13 protein-coding genes and 2 pseudogenes are annotated in these 16,362 nt (G+C 72.3%); 7 read left to right on the forward strand and 8 right to left on the reverse strand.

The genetic code is table 11. The features are described 5' to 3' along the window. Nucleotides 1–256: 256 nt before the first annotated feature. Nucleotides 257–1,216, reverse strand: coding sequence for a DNA polymerase domain-containing protein (locus D0D28_RS33490; protein ID WP_116115161.1), 960 nt, complete (start codon nucleotides 1,214–1,216; stop codon nucleotides 257–259). A gap of 87 nt (nucleotides 1,217–1,303) precedes the next feature. Between D0D28_RS33490 and D0D28_RS33495 the strand changes: the two genes are divergently transcribed. Continuing rightward, on the forward strand, nucleotides 1,304–2,389 hold the full coding sequence (locus tag D0D28_RS33495) for a serine/threonine-protein kinase (protein ID WP_116115146.1): 1,086 nt from the start codon (nucleotides 1,304–1,306) through the stop codon (nucleotides 2,387–2,389). Here D0D28_RS33495 and D0D28_RS33500 read toward each other — a convergent pair whose 3' ends face one another. After that, on the reverse strand, nucleotides 2,390–2,848 hold the full coding sequence (locus tag D0D28_RS33500) for a GNAT family N-acetyltransferase (protein ID WP_094007787.1): 459 nt from the start codon (nucleotides 2,846–2,848) through the stop codon (nucleotides 2,390–2,392). Between the two features lie 85 nt (nucleotides 2,849–2,933). Between D0D28_RS33500 and D0D28_RS33505 the strand changes: the two genes are divergently transcribed. After that, complete coding sequence (locus D0D28_RS33505; RefSeq protein WP_094007786.1) at nucleotides 2,934–3,467, forward strand: DUF1360 domain-containing protein; 534 nt, start codon at nucleotides 2,934–2,936, stop codon at nucleotides 3,465–3,467. Nucleotides 3,468–3,525: 58 nt separating this feature from the next. Then, complete coding sequence (locus D0D28_RS33510; RefSeq protein ID WP_116115148.1) at nucleotides 3,526–4,908, forward strand: aldehyde dehydrogenase family protein; 1,383 nt, start codon at nucleotides 3,526–3,528, stop codon at nucleotides 4,906–4,908. 38 nt (nucleotides 4,909–4,946) lie between these two features. On the opposite strand, the gene D0D28_RS33515 is transcribed toward D0D28_RS33510, so the two are convergent. Beyond that, on the reverse strand, nucleotides 4,947–5,996 hold the full coding sequence (locus D0D28_RS33515) for a LacI family DNA-binding transcriptional regulator (protein ID WP_116115150.1): 1,050 nt from the start codon (nucleotides 5,994–5,996) through the stop codon (nucleotides 4,947–4,949). A gap of 124 nt (nucleotides 5,997–6,120) precedes the next feature. Between D0D28_RS33515 and D0D28_RS33520 the strand changes: the two genes are divergently transcribed. Genes D0D28_RS33520 through D0D28_RS33535 form a run of 4 tightly spaced genes read left to right on the forward strand, consistent with a single transcriptional unit; the run spans nucleotide 6,121 to nucleotide 10,658 of the window. Further along, on the forward strand, nucleotides 6,121–7,413 hold the full coding sequence (locus tag D0D28_RS33520; protein ID WP_162831266.1) for an ABC transporter substrate-binding protein: 1,293 nt from the start codon (nucleotides 6,121–6,123) through the stop codon (nucleotides 7,411–7,413). 19 nt (nucleotides 7,414–7,432) lie between these two features. Beyond that, the gene (locus D0D28_RS33525) at nucleotides 7,433–8,413 is read left to right on the forward strand and encodes a carbohydrate ABC transporter permease (RefSeq protein WP_094007781.1); all 981 of its coding nucleotides are present in this window, start codon (nucleotides 7,433–7,435) and stop codon (nucleotides 8,411–8,413) included. After that, nucleotides 8,410–9,252, forward strand: a complete 843-nt coding sequence (locus D0D28_RS33530) for a carbohydrate ABC transporter permease (RefSeq protein WP_116115154.1) — start codon at nucleotides 8,410–8,412, stop codon at nucleotides 9,250–9,252. The genes D0D28_RS33525 and D0D28_RS33530 overlap by 4 nt, the downstream gene beginning before the upstream one ends. Beyond that, complete coding sequence (locus D0D28_RS33535) at nucleotides 9,249–10,658, forward strand: GH1 family beta-glucosidase (RefSeq protein ID WP_430732414.1); 1,410 nt, start codon at nucleotides 9,249–9,251, stop codon at nucleotides 10,656–10,658. Before D0D28_RS33530 ends, D0D28_RS33535 begins: the two co-directional genes overlap by 4 nt. Nucleotides 10,659–10,668: 10 nt before the next feature. Here the strand turns inward: D0D28_RS33535 and D0D28_RS33540 are convergent, their stop codons facing one another. The 5 genes and pseudogenes from D0D28_RS33540 to D0D28_RS33560 form a co-directional block, all read right to left on the reverse strand. Continuing rightward, the gene (locus D0D28_RS33540; protein ID WP_094007778.1) at nucleotides 10,669–11,151 is read right to left on the reverse strand and encodes a YbjN domain-containing protein; all 483 of its coding nucleotides are present in this window, start codon (nucleotides 11,149–11,151) and stop codon (nucleotides 10,669–10,671) included. Nucleotides 11,152–11,179: 28 nt separating this feature from the next. After that, a complete protein-coding gene (locus tag D0D28_RS33545) occupies nucleotides 11,180–11,899 on the reverse strand; it encodes a PP2C family protein-serine/threonine phosphatase (RefSeq protein ID WP_116115157.1) in 720 nt (239 codons plus the stop codon). Nucleotides 11,900–11,918: 19 nt separating this feature from the next. Then, nucleotides 11,919–13,383: pseudogene (locus D0D28_RS33550) on the reverse strand (glycosyltransferase family 39 protein); the annotation flags it as partial. 39 nt (nucleotides 13,384–13,422) lie between these two features. Further along, nucleotides 13,423–14,462: pseudogene (locus D0D28_RS33555) on the reverse strand (glycosyltransferase). Nucleotides 14,463–14,511: 49 nt separating this feature from the next. After that, nucleotides 14,512–16,344 carry an ArnT family glycosyltransferase gene (locus D0D28_RS33560; RefSeq protein WP_116115159.1) on the reverse strand — a complete coding sequence of 611 codons (1,833 nt, stop codon included), beginning with the start codon at nucleotides 16,342–16,344 and terminating at the stop codon, nucleotides 14,512–14,514. Between the last annotated feature and the right edge of the window lie 18 nt (nucleotides 16,345–16,362).

The raw sequence follows: 16,362 nt of genomic DNA on the forward strand, positions 1-16,362 counted from the left end.
GTGGCGGGCCGGGCGACCGTGGGCTGCTGCGGGGTGCAGTGGTTGCGTGGCGGGCGGCGCGGGGCGATTTGCTGCGGCGGGGGGCGGCGCGGGGGTTGGTGGGGCTGGTGCCGCGAGTGCTGCTGGTCGCGTGGTGGCCCGCTTCGCTGGGGTGGGTGGTGGCCGGCCCGGCGGCGCGGGCCGGTGCGGCGAGTGCTGCCCATGGCTGCCTTCCGCGGCGGAGGGCGGCGGCGCTGACCCCGCGAACCACCAGCCGTCAGGAGTCCTGCTCCCGGCGGGCTCGGGCTCGGCGTTTGCCCTCGTGCATTGCCTGGACCCGGGCGATCGGGATGGTGCGGCCGTGCTCGATCAATTCCTCCGGCAGGCTCTGCGGCTCCGGCAGCGAGTCGGCCCACGGATCCCCGGAACCCAGCAGCCGGACGGCCTCGCGCAGGGTGAACGTCGCCGGGTGCACGTTGTCGAGCTCCTCCCATGGCACGGGGAACGACACCGGCAGCCCGGGGCGCACCCGCGGGCTGTACACCGCCACGACCGTCGCGCCGCCGGCGCGTGTCGAATCCAGGAACACCTTGCCGCCGCGGTCCTCGCGGATGAACGCCGTCGTCGCCAGGTCCGGGTCGAGCTTCTCGGCGCGGGCGGCCAGCGCCCGGGTCGCCGCGGCGGCCTGCTCAGCGTCGGCGCCGCGCACCGGCACGAAGATGTGCACGCCCTTGGACCCGCTCGTCTTCACCGCGCCCGCCAGCCCGCAGTCGGCCAGGGCCTGGCGCACCAGGTGGGCCGCGCGCACCGCCAGCCCGAACGCCGCCGACCCCTCCGGCGGGTCCAGGTCCAGCACCAGATGCGTGGGCGTCTCCAGGTGCCCCGCGAGGCCCAGCGTCGGGTGGTACTCGATCGCCCGCTGGTTGCCGAACCACAGCAGCGTGCGGCGGTCGTTGCACAACGCGTACGACACCTGCCGGTGCGAACTCTCCGCCCACATGCTCACCCGCGGCACCCACTCCGGCGTGTACTTCGGCAGGTTCTTCTGCATGAACGGGTCCTGGCCGCGCAGCAGCCGCACGACCGACAGCGGCCGGTCCCGCAACGCCGCGACCATCCGGTCGGCGACCGCGTCCAGGTAGTCGACCAGATCGCGCTTCGTGGCGCCGGCATCGGCGAACAGTGACTGGTCGAGGTTCGTCAACGACACGCCGTCCCGCACCTCTGCGCTGCTCATGGCCCCACTCTTGCCGATCCGGGTCGCCGCGGCCACCCCTGGCGGGGTTTGCCCGCACCCGCGCAGGGGTAGCGATTCCTCGTGGACATGGGTGAGCGGTACCGGCTCGGGGAGCGGATCGGCGGCGGTGGCAGTGCCGACGTGCACCGCGCGTGGGACCGCGTCGCCGAACGCGAGGTCGCGGTCAAGCTCTTCCACGCGCGCCCGACGCCCGCCCAGCAGCGGCGGCAGGCGCGGGAGTTCCGCATCCTGGACCGGCTGCGGCACCCGGCCCTGGTGCCGCTGTACGACTCCGGCGTCCGCGACGGCCGCGTCTTCTTCGTGATGCGCCTGGTCGACGGCCCCACCCTGGCGGACCGCATCGCCGAGGGACCGCTCTCCGTGGACGAGACCATCGAGCTGGGCGCCCGGCTGGCGGTCGCGCTGGCCTACGTCCACCGCGCCGGCATCACGCACCGGGACGTCAAGCCCGCGAACATCCTGCTCGCCCCGGACGGGGCCGTGCTCGGCGACTTCGGCATCGCGCAGGGCCACGACACCACCCGGTTCACCACCACCGGCACCGTCGTGGGCACCGCCGCGTACATGGCGCCCGAGCAGGTCCGCGGGGAACCGGTCGGGCCGTCCGCGGACGTCTACTCGCTGGCGCTGGTGCTGCTGGAATGCCTGTCCGGGCGGCGCGAGTACCCGGGATCGCTCACCGAGTCGGCGGTGGCGCGGTTGCTCCGCCCGCCCGCGGTGCCGGACGGCCTCCCACCGCACCTCGCGGACTTGTTGCGGCGCATGGGAGATCGCGACCCGGACGCGCGGCCGTCGGCGCGGGAAGTGTCGGCCGTGCTCGGCGGGGTGACGCGGCCGCTGGCCGTGGTGAAGCCGCGTCGCCGGCTGGCGGTGGCCGCGGGCTCCGCGGTGACGGCCGCCGCGGCCGCTCTCGCCTTCGCACTCCTCAACGGGTCCACCGCGGAGGTCCCCGCCTCGTCCGTTCCGGCGCCCGCCCCGGTTTCGGCCGCCCCGCCGCCGGTGACGAGCGACGCGCCGGCACCGGTGGCGAAGACGGCCCCGGTCACCCAGGCCGAGGAGACCACGGCCGCCCCGGACAACCGGGGCAACGGCGAGGACAAGGGCAAGGACAAGGACAAGGGGCAGCAGAAGAAGCCGCACAAGGACAAGTGATCAGACCGCCTTACTCATGTGCACCAGCGCCCCGTCGAGGAACGGCTCCTCGCGGTCGACCCGGTAGCCCAGCCGCCGGTAGAAGCGGATGTTCTCGGTGAACAGCGCGTTGGTGTAGAGCCGCACGCCGTGCAGGCCCATCGACTGGGCCAGGAGGTCCGCGTGCCGCATCAGCAGCCGCCCGTATCCGGTGCCCTGCGCCGACGGCCGCACGGCGACGTTCTCGATCAGCAGGTGGTCCACCGCCGGGATCATCTCGATCAACGCGACCAGCTGGTCGTCGTCGTAGAGCAGGTCGATCCGGTGGGCGGTCACGGCCTGCCGGTAGTCGGTCTGCATCGGCAGGGGTTCGCGCCGGATCAGATCCGCCCACTTCGCGTACGCGGCGTGGACCAGGTCCCGGATCGCGTCGGCGTCCTCGGGCGTCGCGCGCCGGAAGAGGTATTTGTGTTGCGGCATTTCTCCTCCTTCGCGGCGGTGTGGTTGCCCGCGGACCTCGGGGGTACCCGGTGGCCGCACGAACAGCCGAGCAACAGGAGAACGAATGGCGCAGCACGCCGGACTCCGGGACCTCGCCGCCGCGGGTCGCGCCGAGGCCGACGCCTACCGGGGCGACCACGACCGTCCGCTGGGCGGCTATCTCGTCGTCATGATCGTCTACACCTCGCTCGTGGTGGCGGCGGCACTCGCGGCCGTGCTCACCGGCCGTAAGCTGCCCCGTGACCTGCGGGTTTCCGATATCGCCCTGATGGCGATGGGTACCCACAAGCTGGCCCGGACCATCAGCAAGGACGCCGTCACCAGCCCCCTGCGCGCCCCGTTCACCCGATACGCTGACACCGGCGGCCCCGCCGAGGTCATGGAGGAGGTGCGCAAGCCCTCCGGGCTCCGGCACAGCGTCGGCGAACTGCTCAGCTGCCCGTTCTGCCTCGACATGTGGGTGGTGACCGGGTTCACCATCGGCCACGTCTTCGCCCCCCGCCTCACGCGCCTGGTCGCGTCGGCGCTGGCCGCGCTGACCGGCGCCGACTTCCTGCAGCTGGCCTACGCGAAGGCGCAGCAGATCGCCGAGGACTGACCCGCCCGGGTGTCGCGGAGGAGAAGCAGGGGTACTCGCACCGCGGACAGGAGGTGCGATGACTGAGCTGATGACCCGGGAAGACGCGGCCATCGAGGTCCACGACCCCGCGAGCGGTGAGCTGGTGGGACGCGTGCCGAGCGCGACCGAGCAGCAGGCCGCCGCGGCGGTGCGCGCGGCGCGGGCGGCGTTCGCGGACTGGGCGCGGACCGCGGCGGGGGAGCGGGCCACCGCGTTGAAGGCCGCGGCGGCCGAGCTGCGCGAGCGCGCGGTCGCGCTGGCCGCGATGAACCACCGCGAAACCGGCAAGCTGCTCGACGAAGCGCGCGAGGGCGTGCTCGCCGGAGCGGGAACCCTGGAGCAGTACGCCGAGCTGGGCCCGGCCCACCGCGGGCGGAGCCTGCAGGGCGGCTGGGACGCGACGGACCTGATGGTGCCCGAGCCGCGCGGGGTCGTGGTGGCGCTGACGCCGTGGAACGATCCGGTCGCGGTCGCGTGCGGGCTGCTCGGCGCGGCGCTGGCGACCGGCAACGTCGTGGTGCACAAGCCGAGCGAGCGGTGCCCGCACGTGGGACGGATGCTGACCGAGCTGCTGGCGCGGCACCTGCCGGCGGACGTGCTGTCCTGCGTGGACGGTGACGGCCGGGTCGGGGCGTGGCTCGCGGAGTCGGCGGACGTGCACGTGATCGCGCACGTCGGCAGCACCGCGACCGGCCGGTCGGTGGCGGTGGCCGCGGCGCGGACCGGGGCGAAGGTGCTGCTGGAGAACGGCGGCAACGACGCGCTGATCGTCGACGCCGGGGTCGATCCGCGGTGGGCGGCCGCGCAGGCCGCGCTGGGGGCGTTCGCGAACGCCGGGCAGATCTGCGTGTCGGTGGAACGGATCTACGTGCACCGCGCGGTGGCCGGCGAGTTCCTGGACGCGCTCGTGGCGGAGGCGCGCAAGCGCCCGTCGGAGGTGCCGATGGCGCCGCTGGTGGACGAGCGTCAGCGCGAGCACGTGCACTCGCACGTCGAGGACGCGGTGTCGCAGGGTGCTTCGCTGCTGGCCGGCGGGACGTTGCCGGACGGGCCGGGCGCGCACTACCCGGCGACCGTGCTGAGTGGATGCACGCCGTCGATGCGGGTCCTGACGGAGGAGACGTTCGGGCCGGTCGCGCCGGTGCGCGTGGTGGACAGCTTCGACCAGGCGCTCGAGGAGGCGGCCGACGACCGGTACGGCCTGACGGCGACGGTGCTGACGGAGTCGATGGCGCACGCCCAGCGCGCGTGGCGGGAGCTGCCGGTGGGGACGGTGAAGGTGAACAACGTCTTCGGCGGCGCGCCCGCCGGGGCGGCCCACCCGCGGAAGGCCAGCGGCGAGGGGTTCGGCTACGGACCCGAGCTGCTGGACGAGATGACCGTCACGAAGGTCGTCCACATCGGACCCGCAGGCGGCTGACCGGCGGACGTCCGGTGGCGCCCCGCTGCCGGACGTCCCTAGGCCGATTCCCGCAGGGTGAGCGACACCGGCAGCACCTGCCGCCGCGGGGGCAGCGTTTCGCCGGCCAGCAGGGTAGTCAGGGTGGCCACCATCTGGCGCACCTGGGCGGCCGGGTCCTGGTGCACCGTCGTCAGCGGGGGGTTCATCGCGGCGGCCAGTGCCGGGTGGTCGTCGAAGCCGACGACCGCCACGTCGGCCGGGACTCGGCGGCCCGCGGCGCCCAGTGACTGCAGCACCCCGGCGGCCATCACGTCGCTGGCGACGAACACCGCGTCCAGCGTAGGCTCCCGGGCCAGCAGGCGGTCCATCGCGATCCGGCCGCCGTCCAGGGTGAAATCCGCCTCCTCCGCCAGGCCCGCCGAGTCCAGTCCCGCGTCGGCCAGGGTCTTGCGCCACCCGGACAGCCGGTGGACCGCCGCGGTCTGGTCCTGCGGGCCGGCGACCGTCGCGATGCGACGGCGGCCCCGGGAAACCAGGTGCTCCACCGCGAGCCGCGCGCCGGACTCGTTGTCGAAGTCGATCACGTGCACCCCGCGCGCCACCCCGCCCGCCGGACCGCCGAACACCACCGGCAACCGCAGCAGCCGCAGCGCCCGCGGCAACGGGTCCGCCTGGTGCGGCGCGAACACCAGCGCGCCGTCGACGTGCCCGCCCTCCAGGAACCGCAGCGTCCGCGTCAGGTCGGCGCGCCCGTCGCAGAACATCAACACCATCTGGATCCCGGTCGCGGCCAGCTCCCGGTACCCGGCGCGCATGACCGCCGTCCGGTACGGGTCCCCGAGCAGGAGCTCCTCCGGCTCGGACAGCACCACCGCCACCGCGCCCGTCCGCCGCGTCACCAGCGACCGCGCCGCCTGGTTCGGCGAATAGCCCAGATCGGCGGCCGCCGCGCGCACCGCCTCCCGGGCACGCGCGCTGACGTTCGGGTCGTCGTTCAGCGCCCGGGACGCCGTCGAGCGGGAGACCCCGGCGAACGCGGCGACGTCCTCCAGCGTCGGCCGGCCCTCGTGGTTGCCGTGTGCGGTCACCGGGTCACCTTCCGCCATTGATGGGAGCGCTTCCAACAATAGCGCATCTTGACAAGGCTGGTGACTAGCGACACACTCAACCCCGTTCTGGGAGCGCTCCCAAAATCTCTCTCCCCGGAACCCCACGAGTTAGGGAAACGACGTGCGACATCTTCACAAGGGCGTGAGCTTCGCGATCGGCCTGGCTGTGCTCGGCGCGAGCCTGGCCGCCTGTGGTGGCGGCGGCTCGTCCGGAACCTCCGGCGACGGACGGATCGAGCTGTCCATCGGCACCTTCACCGAGTTCGGGTACGAGGAACTGATCCCCGAGTACGAACGCCTGCACCCCAACATCAAGATCACCCACCACAAGACGGGCGAGGGCGGCCCCTACCACCAGAACCTGATCACCAAGCTGGCCGCGGGCAACGGCCTGGAGGACGTGGTCGCGGTCGAGGAGGGCCACTTCTCCGACATCATCGACAAGTCGTCCAAGTTCAACGACCTCACCGAGATCGGTCCCAAGGACGTGACCGCCGACCGGTGGCTGAACTGGAAGTACGAGGCCGGCAAGGACTCCGACGGCAGGCTGATCGGCTACGGCACCGACATCGGCCCGCTGGCCCTGTGCTACCGCAAGGACCTGCTGCAGGCCGCCGGGCTGCCGTCCGACCCCGAGGGCGTCAAGTCGCTGTTCGCGACCTGGGAGTCCTACTTCGCGGCCGGTGACCAGTACGTGCAGCGCACCGGCGGCAAGGCGTGGTTCGACGCGTCCTCGCAGCTGTACAACTCGATGGTCAACCAGCTCGAGACCGGCTACCTGGACCGCAACGACGACCTCACCATCGAGTCCAACCCGGGCATCAAGGCGGCCTGGGACCGCATCACCGGCGCGATCCAGCGCGGCCAGTCCGCCAAGCTCATCGCGTTCGGCAACGAGTGGAAGACCGGTTTCCAGCAGGGATCCTTCGCCACCACCGTGTGCCCGTCGTGGATGCTCGGCGTGGTCGAGGAGAACGCCGGGCCGGGCAACGCGGGCAAGTGGGCGGTCACCGACGCGTTCCCCAACGGCGGCGGCAACTGGGGCGGCTCCTACCTGACCGTGCCCAAGCAGAGCCAGCACCCGAAGGAGGCCGCGGAGTTCGCGGCGTGGCTGACCGCGCCGGAGCAGCAGCTCAAGGCGTTCCAGGCACGCGGCAACTTCCCCAGCCAGACGCAGGCGCTGTCCTCGCCGCAGCTGCTGCAGCAGACCGAGCCGTACTTCGGCGACACCCTGGTCGGCCGGCTCTACTCCGAGCAGGCCAGGAAGGTGACCCGCGCGCAGTACAAGGGCCCGGGTGACGGCCAGATCCAGGAGAACGTCACCAGCCCGGCGCTGCAGGCGGTCGAGCAGGGGACACCGCCCGACCAGGCCTGGCAGCAGGTGGTCGACGAAGCCAAGAAGATCGTGAAGTGAGCCGAGGGGGAACAGGCCGATGACCACCGTGGCGGAGAAACCGCCGAGGCAGGACGTGCCGCCGGAACCGGCGAGACCGACGCTGCGGCAACGCCTCTCGCGCTGGGACGTCAAGTTCTCGCCGTACCTCTACATCGCGCCGTTCTTCGTGGTGTTCGGCCTGACCGGCCTGTTCCCCCTGCTCTACACGGGCTACGTGTCGCTGTTCGACTGGGAGATCGGCGACGACGACCCGAAGTTCATCGGGCTGCAGAACTTCGTGACGCTGCTCGGTGACCCGCAGTTCTGGAACGCGGTCGTCAACACGATCTCGATCTTCGTGCTGTCCAGCGGGCCGCAGCTGGTGATCGCGGTGCTGCTCGCGGCGCTGCTGTCGCTGCGGCTGCGCTTCCCGGCGAGCTGGCGGGTCGGGATCCTGCTGCCGTACTCGGCCAGCCTGGTCGCGCTCGGCATCATCTTCGCGAACCTGTTCGGCCCGCGCTACGGGCTGGTCAACGCGATGCTGGAGACGTTCGGGCTGGACCGGGTCGAGTGGCAGGCCAACCGGTTCGCCAGCCACCTGGCGATCGCCACGATGGTCAACTGGCGCTGGACCGGCTACAACGCGCTGATCGTGCTGGCGGCGATGCAGGCGCTGCCGCGGGACGTCTACGAGGCGGCGGTGGTCGACGGTGCCGGCGCGGTCCGCCGGTTCTTCTCGATCACGCTGCCGATGCTGCGGCCGACGCTGATCTTCGTGGTGATCACCTCGACGATCGGCGGGCTGCAGATCTTCACCGAGCCCAAGCTGTTCGACGCGATGCCCGGGTCGAACAACGGTGGTTCGCAGCACCAGTTCCAGACGCTGACGCTGTACCTGTACCAGTCCGCGTTCGAGAGCTTCGACCTCGGCTACGCGTCGGCGATCGCGTGGCTGCTGTTCCTGCTGATCGTCCTCATCGCGCTGGTCAACTTCCTGATCACCCGGCGGCTCGCCGCGACGACGGGACTGAAACGATGACCGTACGGATACTTCCCCGGCGGCGGGGCGGGTCGCGCTTCTTCGTCTACGCCACGCTGATCGCGTTCGTCGCCGGTTCGCTGTTCCCGTTCTACTGGTCGTTCCTGGTGGCCAGCCGCGACACCGGCATGCTGTCGGACCACCTGCCGCCGCTGCTGCCGGGCGGCAACTTCTGGGCCAACGCCAGCCGCGTGTTCGACGCGGTGCCGTTCTGGAAGGCGCTGGGCAACAGCCTCATCGTGGCGGGCACGGTGACACTCACGACGGTGCTGTTCTCCGCGCTGGCCGGGTTCGCCTTCGCCAAGATGCGCTTCCGCGGCTCCAACGGCCTGTTCGTGTTCATCGTGGTGACGCTCGCGGTGCCCACGCAGCTGGGCGTGATCCCGCTGTTCATCATGATGTCCGAACTCGGCTGGGCCGGGCACCTGCAGGCGGTGATCGTGCCGAACCTGGTCACCGCGTTCGGGGTGTTCTGGATGCGCCAGTACATCGTGGACGCCGTACCGTACGAGCTGATCGAGGCGGCGCGGCTGGCCGGGTGCAGCGTGTTCGGCACGTTCGTGCACGTCTGCCTGCCCGCGATCCGCCCGGCGGCCGCGGTGCTCGCGATGTTCACGTTCATGATGTCGTGGAACGACTTCCTGTGGCCGCTGATCGTGCTCGACGCGGGCAACCCCACCGTGCAGGTCGCGCTGGAGAAGCTGCAGAGCGGTCACTACGTCGACTATTCGCTGGTGCTGGCCGGGACCACGCTGGCGACCATTCCGGTTCTGATCGTCTTCCTGCTGCTCGGGCGCCAGATCGTGTCCGGGATCATGCAGGGCGCGGTGAAAGGGTGAGCATGTCGGTTCTGGGTGAAGAGGTCACCGCCGGGCTGGAGTTCCCGCCCGGGTTCGCGTGGGGGGCCAGCACGGCGGCCTTCCAGATCGAGGGGGCGACCACTGTGGACGGTCGCACCGACTCGATCTGGGACGCGTTCTGCCGCCGTCCGGGCGCGGTCGCGGGCGGTGACACCGGGGAACCGGCGGCCGACCACTACCACCGGTTCCGCGACGACGTCGCGTTGATGGCCGAACTCGGGCTCGGGGTGTACCGGTTCTCGCTGGCCTGGTCGCGGGTGCGGCCCGACGGCGGCGAAGTCAACCCGAAGGGGCTGGACTTCTACGAGCGGCTGGTGGACGCGTTGCTGGACCGGGGCATCACGCCCTGGGCCACGCTGTACCACTTCGACCTGCCGCAGGCGCTGGAGGAGCGTGGCGGCTGGGCCGTCCGCGACACCGCCTACCGCTTCGCCGAGTTCGCGGCGTCGGCGGCGGACCGGCTGGGGGACCGCATTCCCTTCTGGTCCACGTTGAACGAGCCGTGGTGCTCGGCGTTCCTGGGCTACGCCAAGGGGATCCACGCGCCGGGGCGGCAGGAGCCGCGGGCGGCGGTCGCGGCCGCGCACCACCTGCTGATCGAGAACGGGCTCGGGCTCGCCGAGATCCGGCGCGCGGCGGACGTCCAGGCCGGGATCACGGTGAACCTGTACCCGGTGCGGGCGGCTTCGGATTCGGCGGCGGACGCCGACGCGGCGCGGCGGGTGGACGGGTTGCAGAACCGGCTGTTCCTCGACCCGGTGCTGCGTGGCCGGTACCCGGCGGACCTGCTGGCGGACCTGGAGCCGTTCGGTCTGGGCGAGTGCGTCCGCGACGGGGACCTGGCGCTGATCGGGGCGCCGATCGACCAGATGGGGATCAACTACTACCGCGGCTACGAGGTCACCGGCACGCTGCGGCCGGGCGTCGAGCCGGGCGGGCTGGAGTGGGTGGGCGCGGACGGGATCGGGTTCGTGCCCGACGCCGCGGCCTCGGTGACGCACTCGGGCTGGTCCGTGCAGCCGGAGGGGCTGACCGAAACGCTGGTGCGGGTGCACCGCGAGTACCCGGCGGTGCCGTTGTACGTCACGGAGAACGGCGCGGCCTACGACGACTCGGTGCGGCCGGACGGCTGGATCGACGACGTCGAGCGGGTCGAGTTCCTGGCCGCGCACCTGCGGGCGGCGCACGCGGCGCTCGCGCAGGGGGTCGACCTGCGGGGGTTCTCGTACTGGTCGCTGCTGGACAACTTCGAGTGGGCGGAGGGTTATTCGAAGCGGTTCGGCCTGGTGCACGTCGATTACCGGACGCAGGTCCGCACGATGAAGCGCAGCGCCCACTTCTACGCGCAGGTGATCCGCGCCAACGCCGTGCCGGTCACGTCGTGACGGCGCCTCGTCACTCGTCGTCGGGTTTCGAATCGCCGTCGAGGTCGGCCGCCAGACCCAGGTGTTCGACGAGCCACTTGTCGAACTCCATCGACGCGCGGATCCAGCTGACCGTGCTGTTGACGAAGTGTTCCAGCGCGACACCGGTGCCGATCAGCATCGACTCCTCGCCGATCAGGCGGACCGTCCCGTCGTCGTCGGTGTGGGTGTAGACCTTGGGGAACAGCGTGCGGCGGTTCCAGTCGTCGATCGCCTCCAGCAGCATCGGCTTGTGCTCGATGGCGTGCGGGCGGTCGTAGAAGGCGCGCACGGCGTAGGTCTGGTTCTCCTGCTCGCCCCGGAAGAGGAAGTAGATGCGGTAGTGCTCCCACGCGGCGCCGAGGTCGCCGTCCTCGTCGAGGGCGTGCTTCAGGTCGATCTGGTCCAGGAGCTGTTCGACCAGGCCCTGGTCGGGCACGACGAGGTCCGGCACGGGGGAGGGATCGGTGGTCATCGTGGAGATCCTTCCGCATGCCGCCGGCTCACGCCGGGGTGGCCGTCGGCAGTGGGGTGGTCGTCAGGTCGGGCAGGGCGGGCGCCAGGTCGGCCATCAGGGCGGTCGCGTTGTCCCGGCCGCCCGCGGCCAGTGCGGCGTCCACCAGGGCCTGCGCGCTGTTCGCCGGCACCCGCAGCAGCTCGGCCATCGCGGCACGCGCCAGCGGCTTGTGGACGCCGTCGCTGGTCAGGAGGAGCCCCGCCGGGCCCACCGCCTCCGCGCGGCCGAACTCCTCCGGCCGCGCCGTCCGCACGCTGGTCGTGACCAGGTGCTCCATCCCGGGGGTGGGCACCTGGCCACGATCGCGGAAGTACTGGGCCACCGTGTGGTCCCTGGTCAGCTGCCGCAGCGAGCCGCCGTTCCAGGCGTAGGCCCGCACGTCCCCGACCCACGCCACCCGGTAACCACCGTCGAACGGGGTCGCGACCACCAGCACGCAGTCGCCGGCCGCCTGCGCCCGCACGGCCCGCTGGGCGGCGGCCAGCGCGGCCGCGGGGCCCTGCGACGCGGGCACCTGGACGGCGGTGGACACCGCGACCTGGGCGGCCCGCGCGGCGGACCGCTCGTCCCCGACGCCGTCGGCCAGGGCGAACACGACCTCCCCGGTGCTCGGGTCGGTGTAGGCCGCAGTGGCGTCGGCGTTCACCGAACGCGGGCCGCGGGCGGTCGCGGTGGCCCACACGGGGCTGGAGGTGAGGCGGTACATGGTGACCTCCTTCGTGCTGTTATACCTCCACTTTCCGCGTCGCGCCTGAGGTCAGCCTGTGACCGGCGTGAACCCGGGCTGTGAGCCAGCTCAACTCACCGGCGCCCCGCATGCCCTGCCCGTCGGCGGGGTAGTACTTGATCTCGCCGGCCGCGACGGAGGCCCGGAACTGCTCCAGCGTCGGTGAGTCGTCGCCGCCGTCCCAGCCGCCGATGGCGATGACCGCCTTGCCGCCGACTGCGACCCGCCGCCGCCCGCTTGGTCGTGGTCTGGGACAGCGCCGTGGTGAGCTCCGCCGAGGAAAGCTCCCGGCCCAGGCCGCTCATCGTGCTGCTGACCGGGCCGGACGCCGGGGTGGAGCCGGTGTGCGCGACGCTCGCGGTGGTCACCGCATACGCCGCGCCGCCCAGGCCGAAAACCAGCACCGCCGCCGTGACGAGCACGGTCCCGATCCGCTTGAACTGCGTTACGCCGACCAGCAACCCGGTCGACACCAGCAGCCCGAGCGCGACGACCGCGAACTTCAGCCACGGCAGGTAGTCCGGCGTGCGGGCCAGCAGGATCTAGTCCCACACCGCGGCGACCGCGACCATCCCGGCCAGCACCGCGCGGGCGGAGGAGTTCGCCCGCGCCCGCCACAGCGCCCGGCCCGCGATCGCGATCAGCGCGGCGATCGCCGGGGCCAGCGCGACCGAGTAGTACGGGTGGACCGTGCCGCTCATGAAGCTGAACACGCCCGCCGTCACCACGAGCCAGCCGCCCCACCGCAGCAGCGACAGCCGGGTGCGGTCGGTGCGCGGCGCGCGCCGGGTGAACCACAGCCCGGCGACCAGGCCGAGCACCGCGGCGGGCAGCAGCCAGGAGATCTCGGTGCCGAAGGCGGAGCCGAACATCCGGAAGACGCGGGTGCGGCCGCCGAAGCCGGTGCCGCCGCCGCCCATGTTGCCGTCACCGCCGAAGATGCGGCCCAGGCCGTTGTAGCCCAGCGCCAGCTCCAGCAGGCTGTTCGTGGTCGAGCCGCCGATGTAGGGCCGGGCCGACGCGGGCCAGAGCTCCACCAGCGCGACGTACCAGCCGGCCGAGACGACCACGGCGACCAGGGCGCCGAGCAGGTGCAGCACCCGGCGGCGCACCGAAGCCGGGGCGGCCACCAGGTACACCAGCGCGAACGCCGGGAGCACCAGGAACGCCTGCATCATCTTGGTCAGGAACGCGAAGCCGATCGCGACATCCGCCAGCGCGAGCCACTTCCCGCTGGCCTTCTCGGTGGCCCGCACGGTGCAGTAGGCGCCCGCGAGGAGCAGCAGCACCAGCAGCGCGTCCGGGTTGTTGAACCGGAACATCAGCACGGCCACCGGTGTCAGCGCGAACGCGGCCCCGGCGAACAACCCTGCCACGGGACCGGAGGTGCGCTTCACGGTCGCGTACAGCAACCCGACCGAGGCGACGCCCATCAGCGCCTGCGGCGCCAGCACGGTGAAGCTGGGGTCATGGGGTGAACTCCCGCTCGTTGGTGGACCGGGTCAGTGCTGCCGGCGCGGGTGGAACACCCAGCCGCGCAGCAGGACGAATCGCAGGACGGCGGCGAGGTTCGCCGGCACCAGGACGGCCAGCTCGAGCACGAGTCCGGGCGCGGTGAGGCCGTGCAGCAGCGCGAGCGATCCGCTGGTGAGGACGAGCCCGAGCCCGAACACGATCAGGCCCTCGAACTGGTGCCGTCCCGCGCCCTTCGCGCCGCGCACGCCGAAGGTGAACCGGCGGTTGGCGGCCGTGTTGGCGATCGCGGTGACGCCCAGGGCCAGGAAGTTGGCGAGCTGCGCACCCGTGCCCAGGCGCAGCACGAGGAACAGCACGAGGTAGGCCAGGGTGCTGCCGACGCCGATCGCCGCGAAGCGGACCAGTTGCGTGGCGAGCCGTGGTGGCACCCCGGGCGCCGCGACACCGATCGGCAGCGTGCCCTTGGGAACGCGCGCAGCAGGCGGGCCACGCCCTTGAGGTCGGCGGTGGCGGTCGCGACGATGTCCACCGACGAGTCCGGGTCGTCGACCCAGTCCACCGGGACCTCGTGGATGCGCAGGCCGGCGCGCTGCGCGAGGACGAGCAGTTCGGTCTCGAAGAACCAGCCGGTGTCCTCGACCAGCGGCAGCACTCCGCGCACCACACGCGCGCCGCGGGCGAGCCGCGAGCCGATCGCGACGTCCGAGTGCCCGGAGATCAGCGGGGCGACGAGCGGCGCCAGCGCGGCGAGATCGGTCGACAGGTCGACATCCAGGTAGGCCGGCACCTGGGCGTCGGAGGCGGACCAGACGGCGTTGAGCGCGCGCCCGTGGCCCTTGAGGTCCAGGTGGTGCACCTCGACCTCGGCGAACTCGCGCGCGAGCCGTTCGGCCACCAGCAGGGTGGTGTCGGTGCTCGCGTTGTCGGCGATGGTGATGCGGAAGCGGTAGGGCAGGGTGGCGACCAGGTGCGCGTGCAGCCGGCGGACACTCGGTTCGAGGTCGGTTTCCTCGTTGTGGACCGGGATGACGACGTCGAGAACCGGGTTGGCGGTCCGGGTGTCGATGCTGGTGGTGCCGGGGCTGTGCGCTGACTTTGCAGAAGTCTTGTGCTGCCTAGGAAGTCAGGTCGTACACCGTGACACCGTCCACAGTGGTCGCCGTGAACGTGGCCGCCACCCATGCGGCGATCTCCTCCGCCGCGTCGCTGCCGCCGGTGCTGTTGATCTCCGTGGGTTCGCCGATGAAGTAGTGGATCCGCCCGTCGGCGACGTAGGCCTGGAACTGCTCCAGCGTCGGGGACGGGTCGGTGCCGTTGAACCCGCCCAGCGCCATCACCGGGAAGCCGGACGCCAGCTGGTAACTCGCCGCGGGGTTGGAGCCGACCGTGGCCGCCACCCACGTGTAGTTCTCCGCGTCGGCCTGCAGCAGTGCGGTCATCTCCGCGCTCGGTGTCGTCGTGATGAGCAGGCTGCCGACACCGCCGCCGCGAGGACCGCCTCGTCCGCCGAACCCACCGAACCCGCCGCTGACGATCGCGCTCGAGGGGATCGCCCCGGAGTGCGGCGTGGCCGCGGTCGCGACGGTGTACGCGCCGGACCCGAGCAGCGAACCGACCAGCGCCACCACCGCGACCACGCGGGCACCGGCGCGCGGCAGCCGGTCGGACACCAGGATCAGCACCGCGGCGGCCAGCCCGGACAGCAGCACCACGTACTTCAGCCACGGCAGCCACGTGGATTCCCGCGTCAGCAACAAGTACGCGGTCAGCGCGGTGAGCCCGACACCGCTGGACAGCAACCCGGACGCGATCGGGTGCGCCCGCGCCCGCCACAGCCGCACGGCCCCGGTCCCGGCGAGCGCGGCGACCGCCGGGGCCAGCGCGACCGTGTAGTACGGGTGGATGATCCCGCTCATGAAGCTGAACACGCCACCGGTCACGACCAGCCAGCCGCCCCACAGCACCGCCGCGGCACGCGTGCGGTCGGTGCGCGGCGCGCGCCAGGTCAGCCAGACGAGCGCGCCGAGCGCGATCGCCGCCGCCGGCAGCAGCCAGGCGATCCCGCCGGCCATCTCGCTGCCGAACAGCCGCGCCCAGCTGCCGTCGCTCTGCGCGCCGCCCAGGCTGCCGACCCCCGGGCCGGTGATCCGGCCGACGCCGTTGTAGCCCAGGGTCAGCTCGAGGATGCTGTTGGTCTGCGAACCGCCGATGTAGGGCCGCGCGGACGCCGGCCACAGCTCGGCGACCGCGAGGTACCAGCCGGCCGAGACGACCACCGCGCCCAGCGCACCGAGCAGGTGCAGCAGCCGCTTGCCCAGCGACGTGGGCGCCGCGAGCAGGTAAGCGATCCCGAACGCGGGCAGCACCAGGAACGCCTGCAGCATCTTCGCCAGGAAGCCGAACCCGGCCGCGACCCCGGCCAGCGCCAGCCACTTCGGGCTCGCCTTCTCCAGCGCCCGCACCACGCAGTACGCGCCGAGCACGAGCAGCAGCACCAGCAGCGCGTCCGGGTTGTCGAACCGGAACATCAGCGCGGCCACCGGGGTCAGCGCGAGCACCGCGCCGCCCAGCAGGCCCGCGGCCGGTCCGGACACCCGGCGCACGGCCGCGAACAGCGCCCACACCGAGCCGACGCCCATCAGCGCCTGCGGCACGAGGACGCTCCACGAGCTCAGCCCGAACAGCCGCACCGACAGGCCCATCACCCACAACGCGGCGGGCGTCTTGTCGACGGTGATCGCGTTGGCCGCGTCGCTGGAGCCGAAGAACCACGCCTGCCAGCTCTCGCCGCCGGCCTGCGCGGCGGCCGAGTAGAACGCGTTGGCCCAGCCGGACGCGCTCAGTCCCCACAGGTAGAGCACGGCGGTGACCAGCAGCAGCCCGGCCAGCGCCGGGCCCACCCAGACCGTCCGGGGGCCCGGACTGGCGGGGTCCGGGGCCGTCCCCACTTCCACCCCGCCGCCGCC

It is taken from the genome of Amycolatopsis ruanii (assembly GCF_003385175.1).
GTDB lineage: Bacteria > Actinomycetota > Actinomycetes > Mycobacteriales > Pseudonocardiaceae > Amycolatopsis_E > Amycolatopsis_E thermalba.

Excerpts from the sequence above, each read along its gene's own strand:
- D0D28_RS33490 (WP_116115161.1), bottom strand. The coding sequence starts at position 1,216 with ATGAGCAGCGCAGAGGTGCGGGACGGCGTGTCGTTGACGAACCTCGAC.
- D0D28_RS33495 (WP_116115146.1), top strand. The coding sequence starts at position 1,304 with ATGGGTGAGCGGTACCGGCTCGGGGAGCGGATCGGCGGCGGTGGCAGT.
- D0D28_RS33500 (WP_094007787.1), bottom strand. The coding sequence starts at position 2,848 with ATGCCGCAACACAAATACCTCTTCCGGCGCGCGACGCCCGAGGACGCC.
- D0D28_RS33505 (WP_094007786.1), top strand. The coding sequence starts at position 2,934 with ATGGCGCAGCACGCCGGACTCCGGGACCTCGCCGCCGCGGGTCGCGCC.
- D0D28_RS33510 (WP_116115148.1), top strand. The coding sequence starts at position 3,526 with ATGACTGAGCTGATGACCCGGGAAGACGCGGCCATCGAGGTCCACGAC.
- D0D28_RS33515 (WP_116115150.1), bottom strand. The coding sequence starts at position 5,996 with ATGGCGGAAGGTGACCCGGTGACCGCACACGGCAACCACGAGGGCCGG.
- D0D28_RS33525 (WP_094007781.1), top strand. The coding sequence starts at position 7,433 with ATGACCACCGTGGCGGAGAAACCGCCGAGGCAGGACGTGCCGCCGGAA.
- D0D28_RS33530 (WP_116115154.1), top strand. The coding sequence starts at position 8,410 with ATGACCGTACGGATACTTCCCCGGCGGCGGGGCGGGTCGCGCTTCTTC.
- D0D28_RS33540 (WP_094007778.1), bottom strand. The coding sequence starts at position 11,151 with ATGACCACCGATCCCTCCCCCGTGCCGGACCTCGTCGTGCCCGACCAG.
- D0D28_RS33545 (WP_116115157.1), bottom strand. The coding sequence starts at position 11,899 with ATGTACCGCCTCACCTCCAGCCCCGTGTGGGCCACCGCGACCGCCCGC.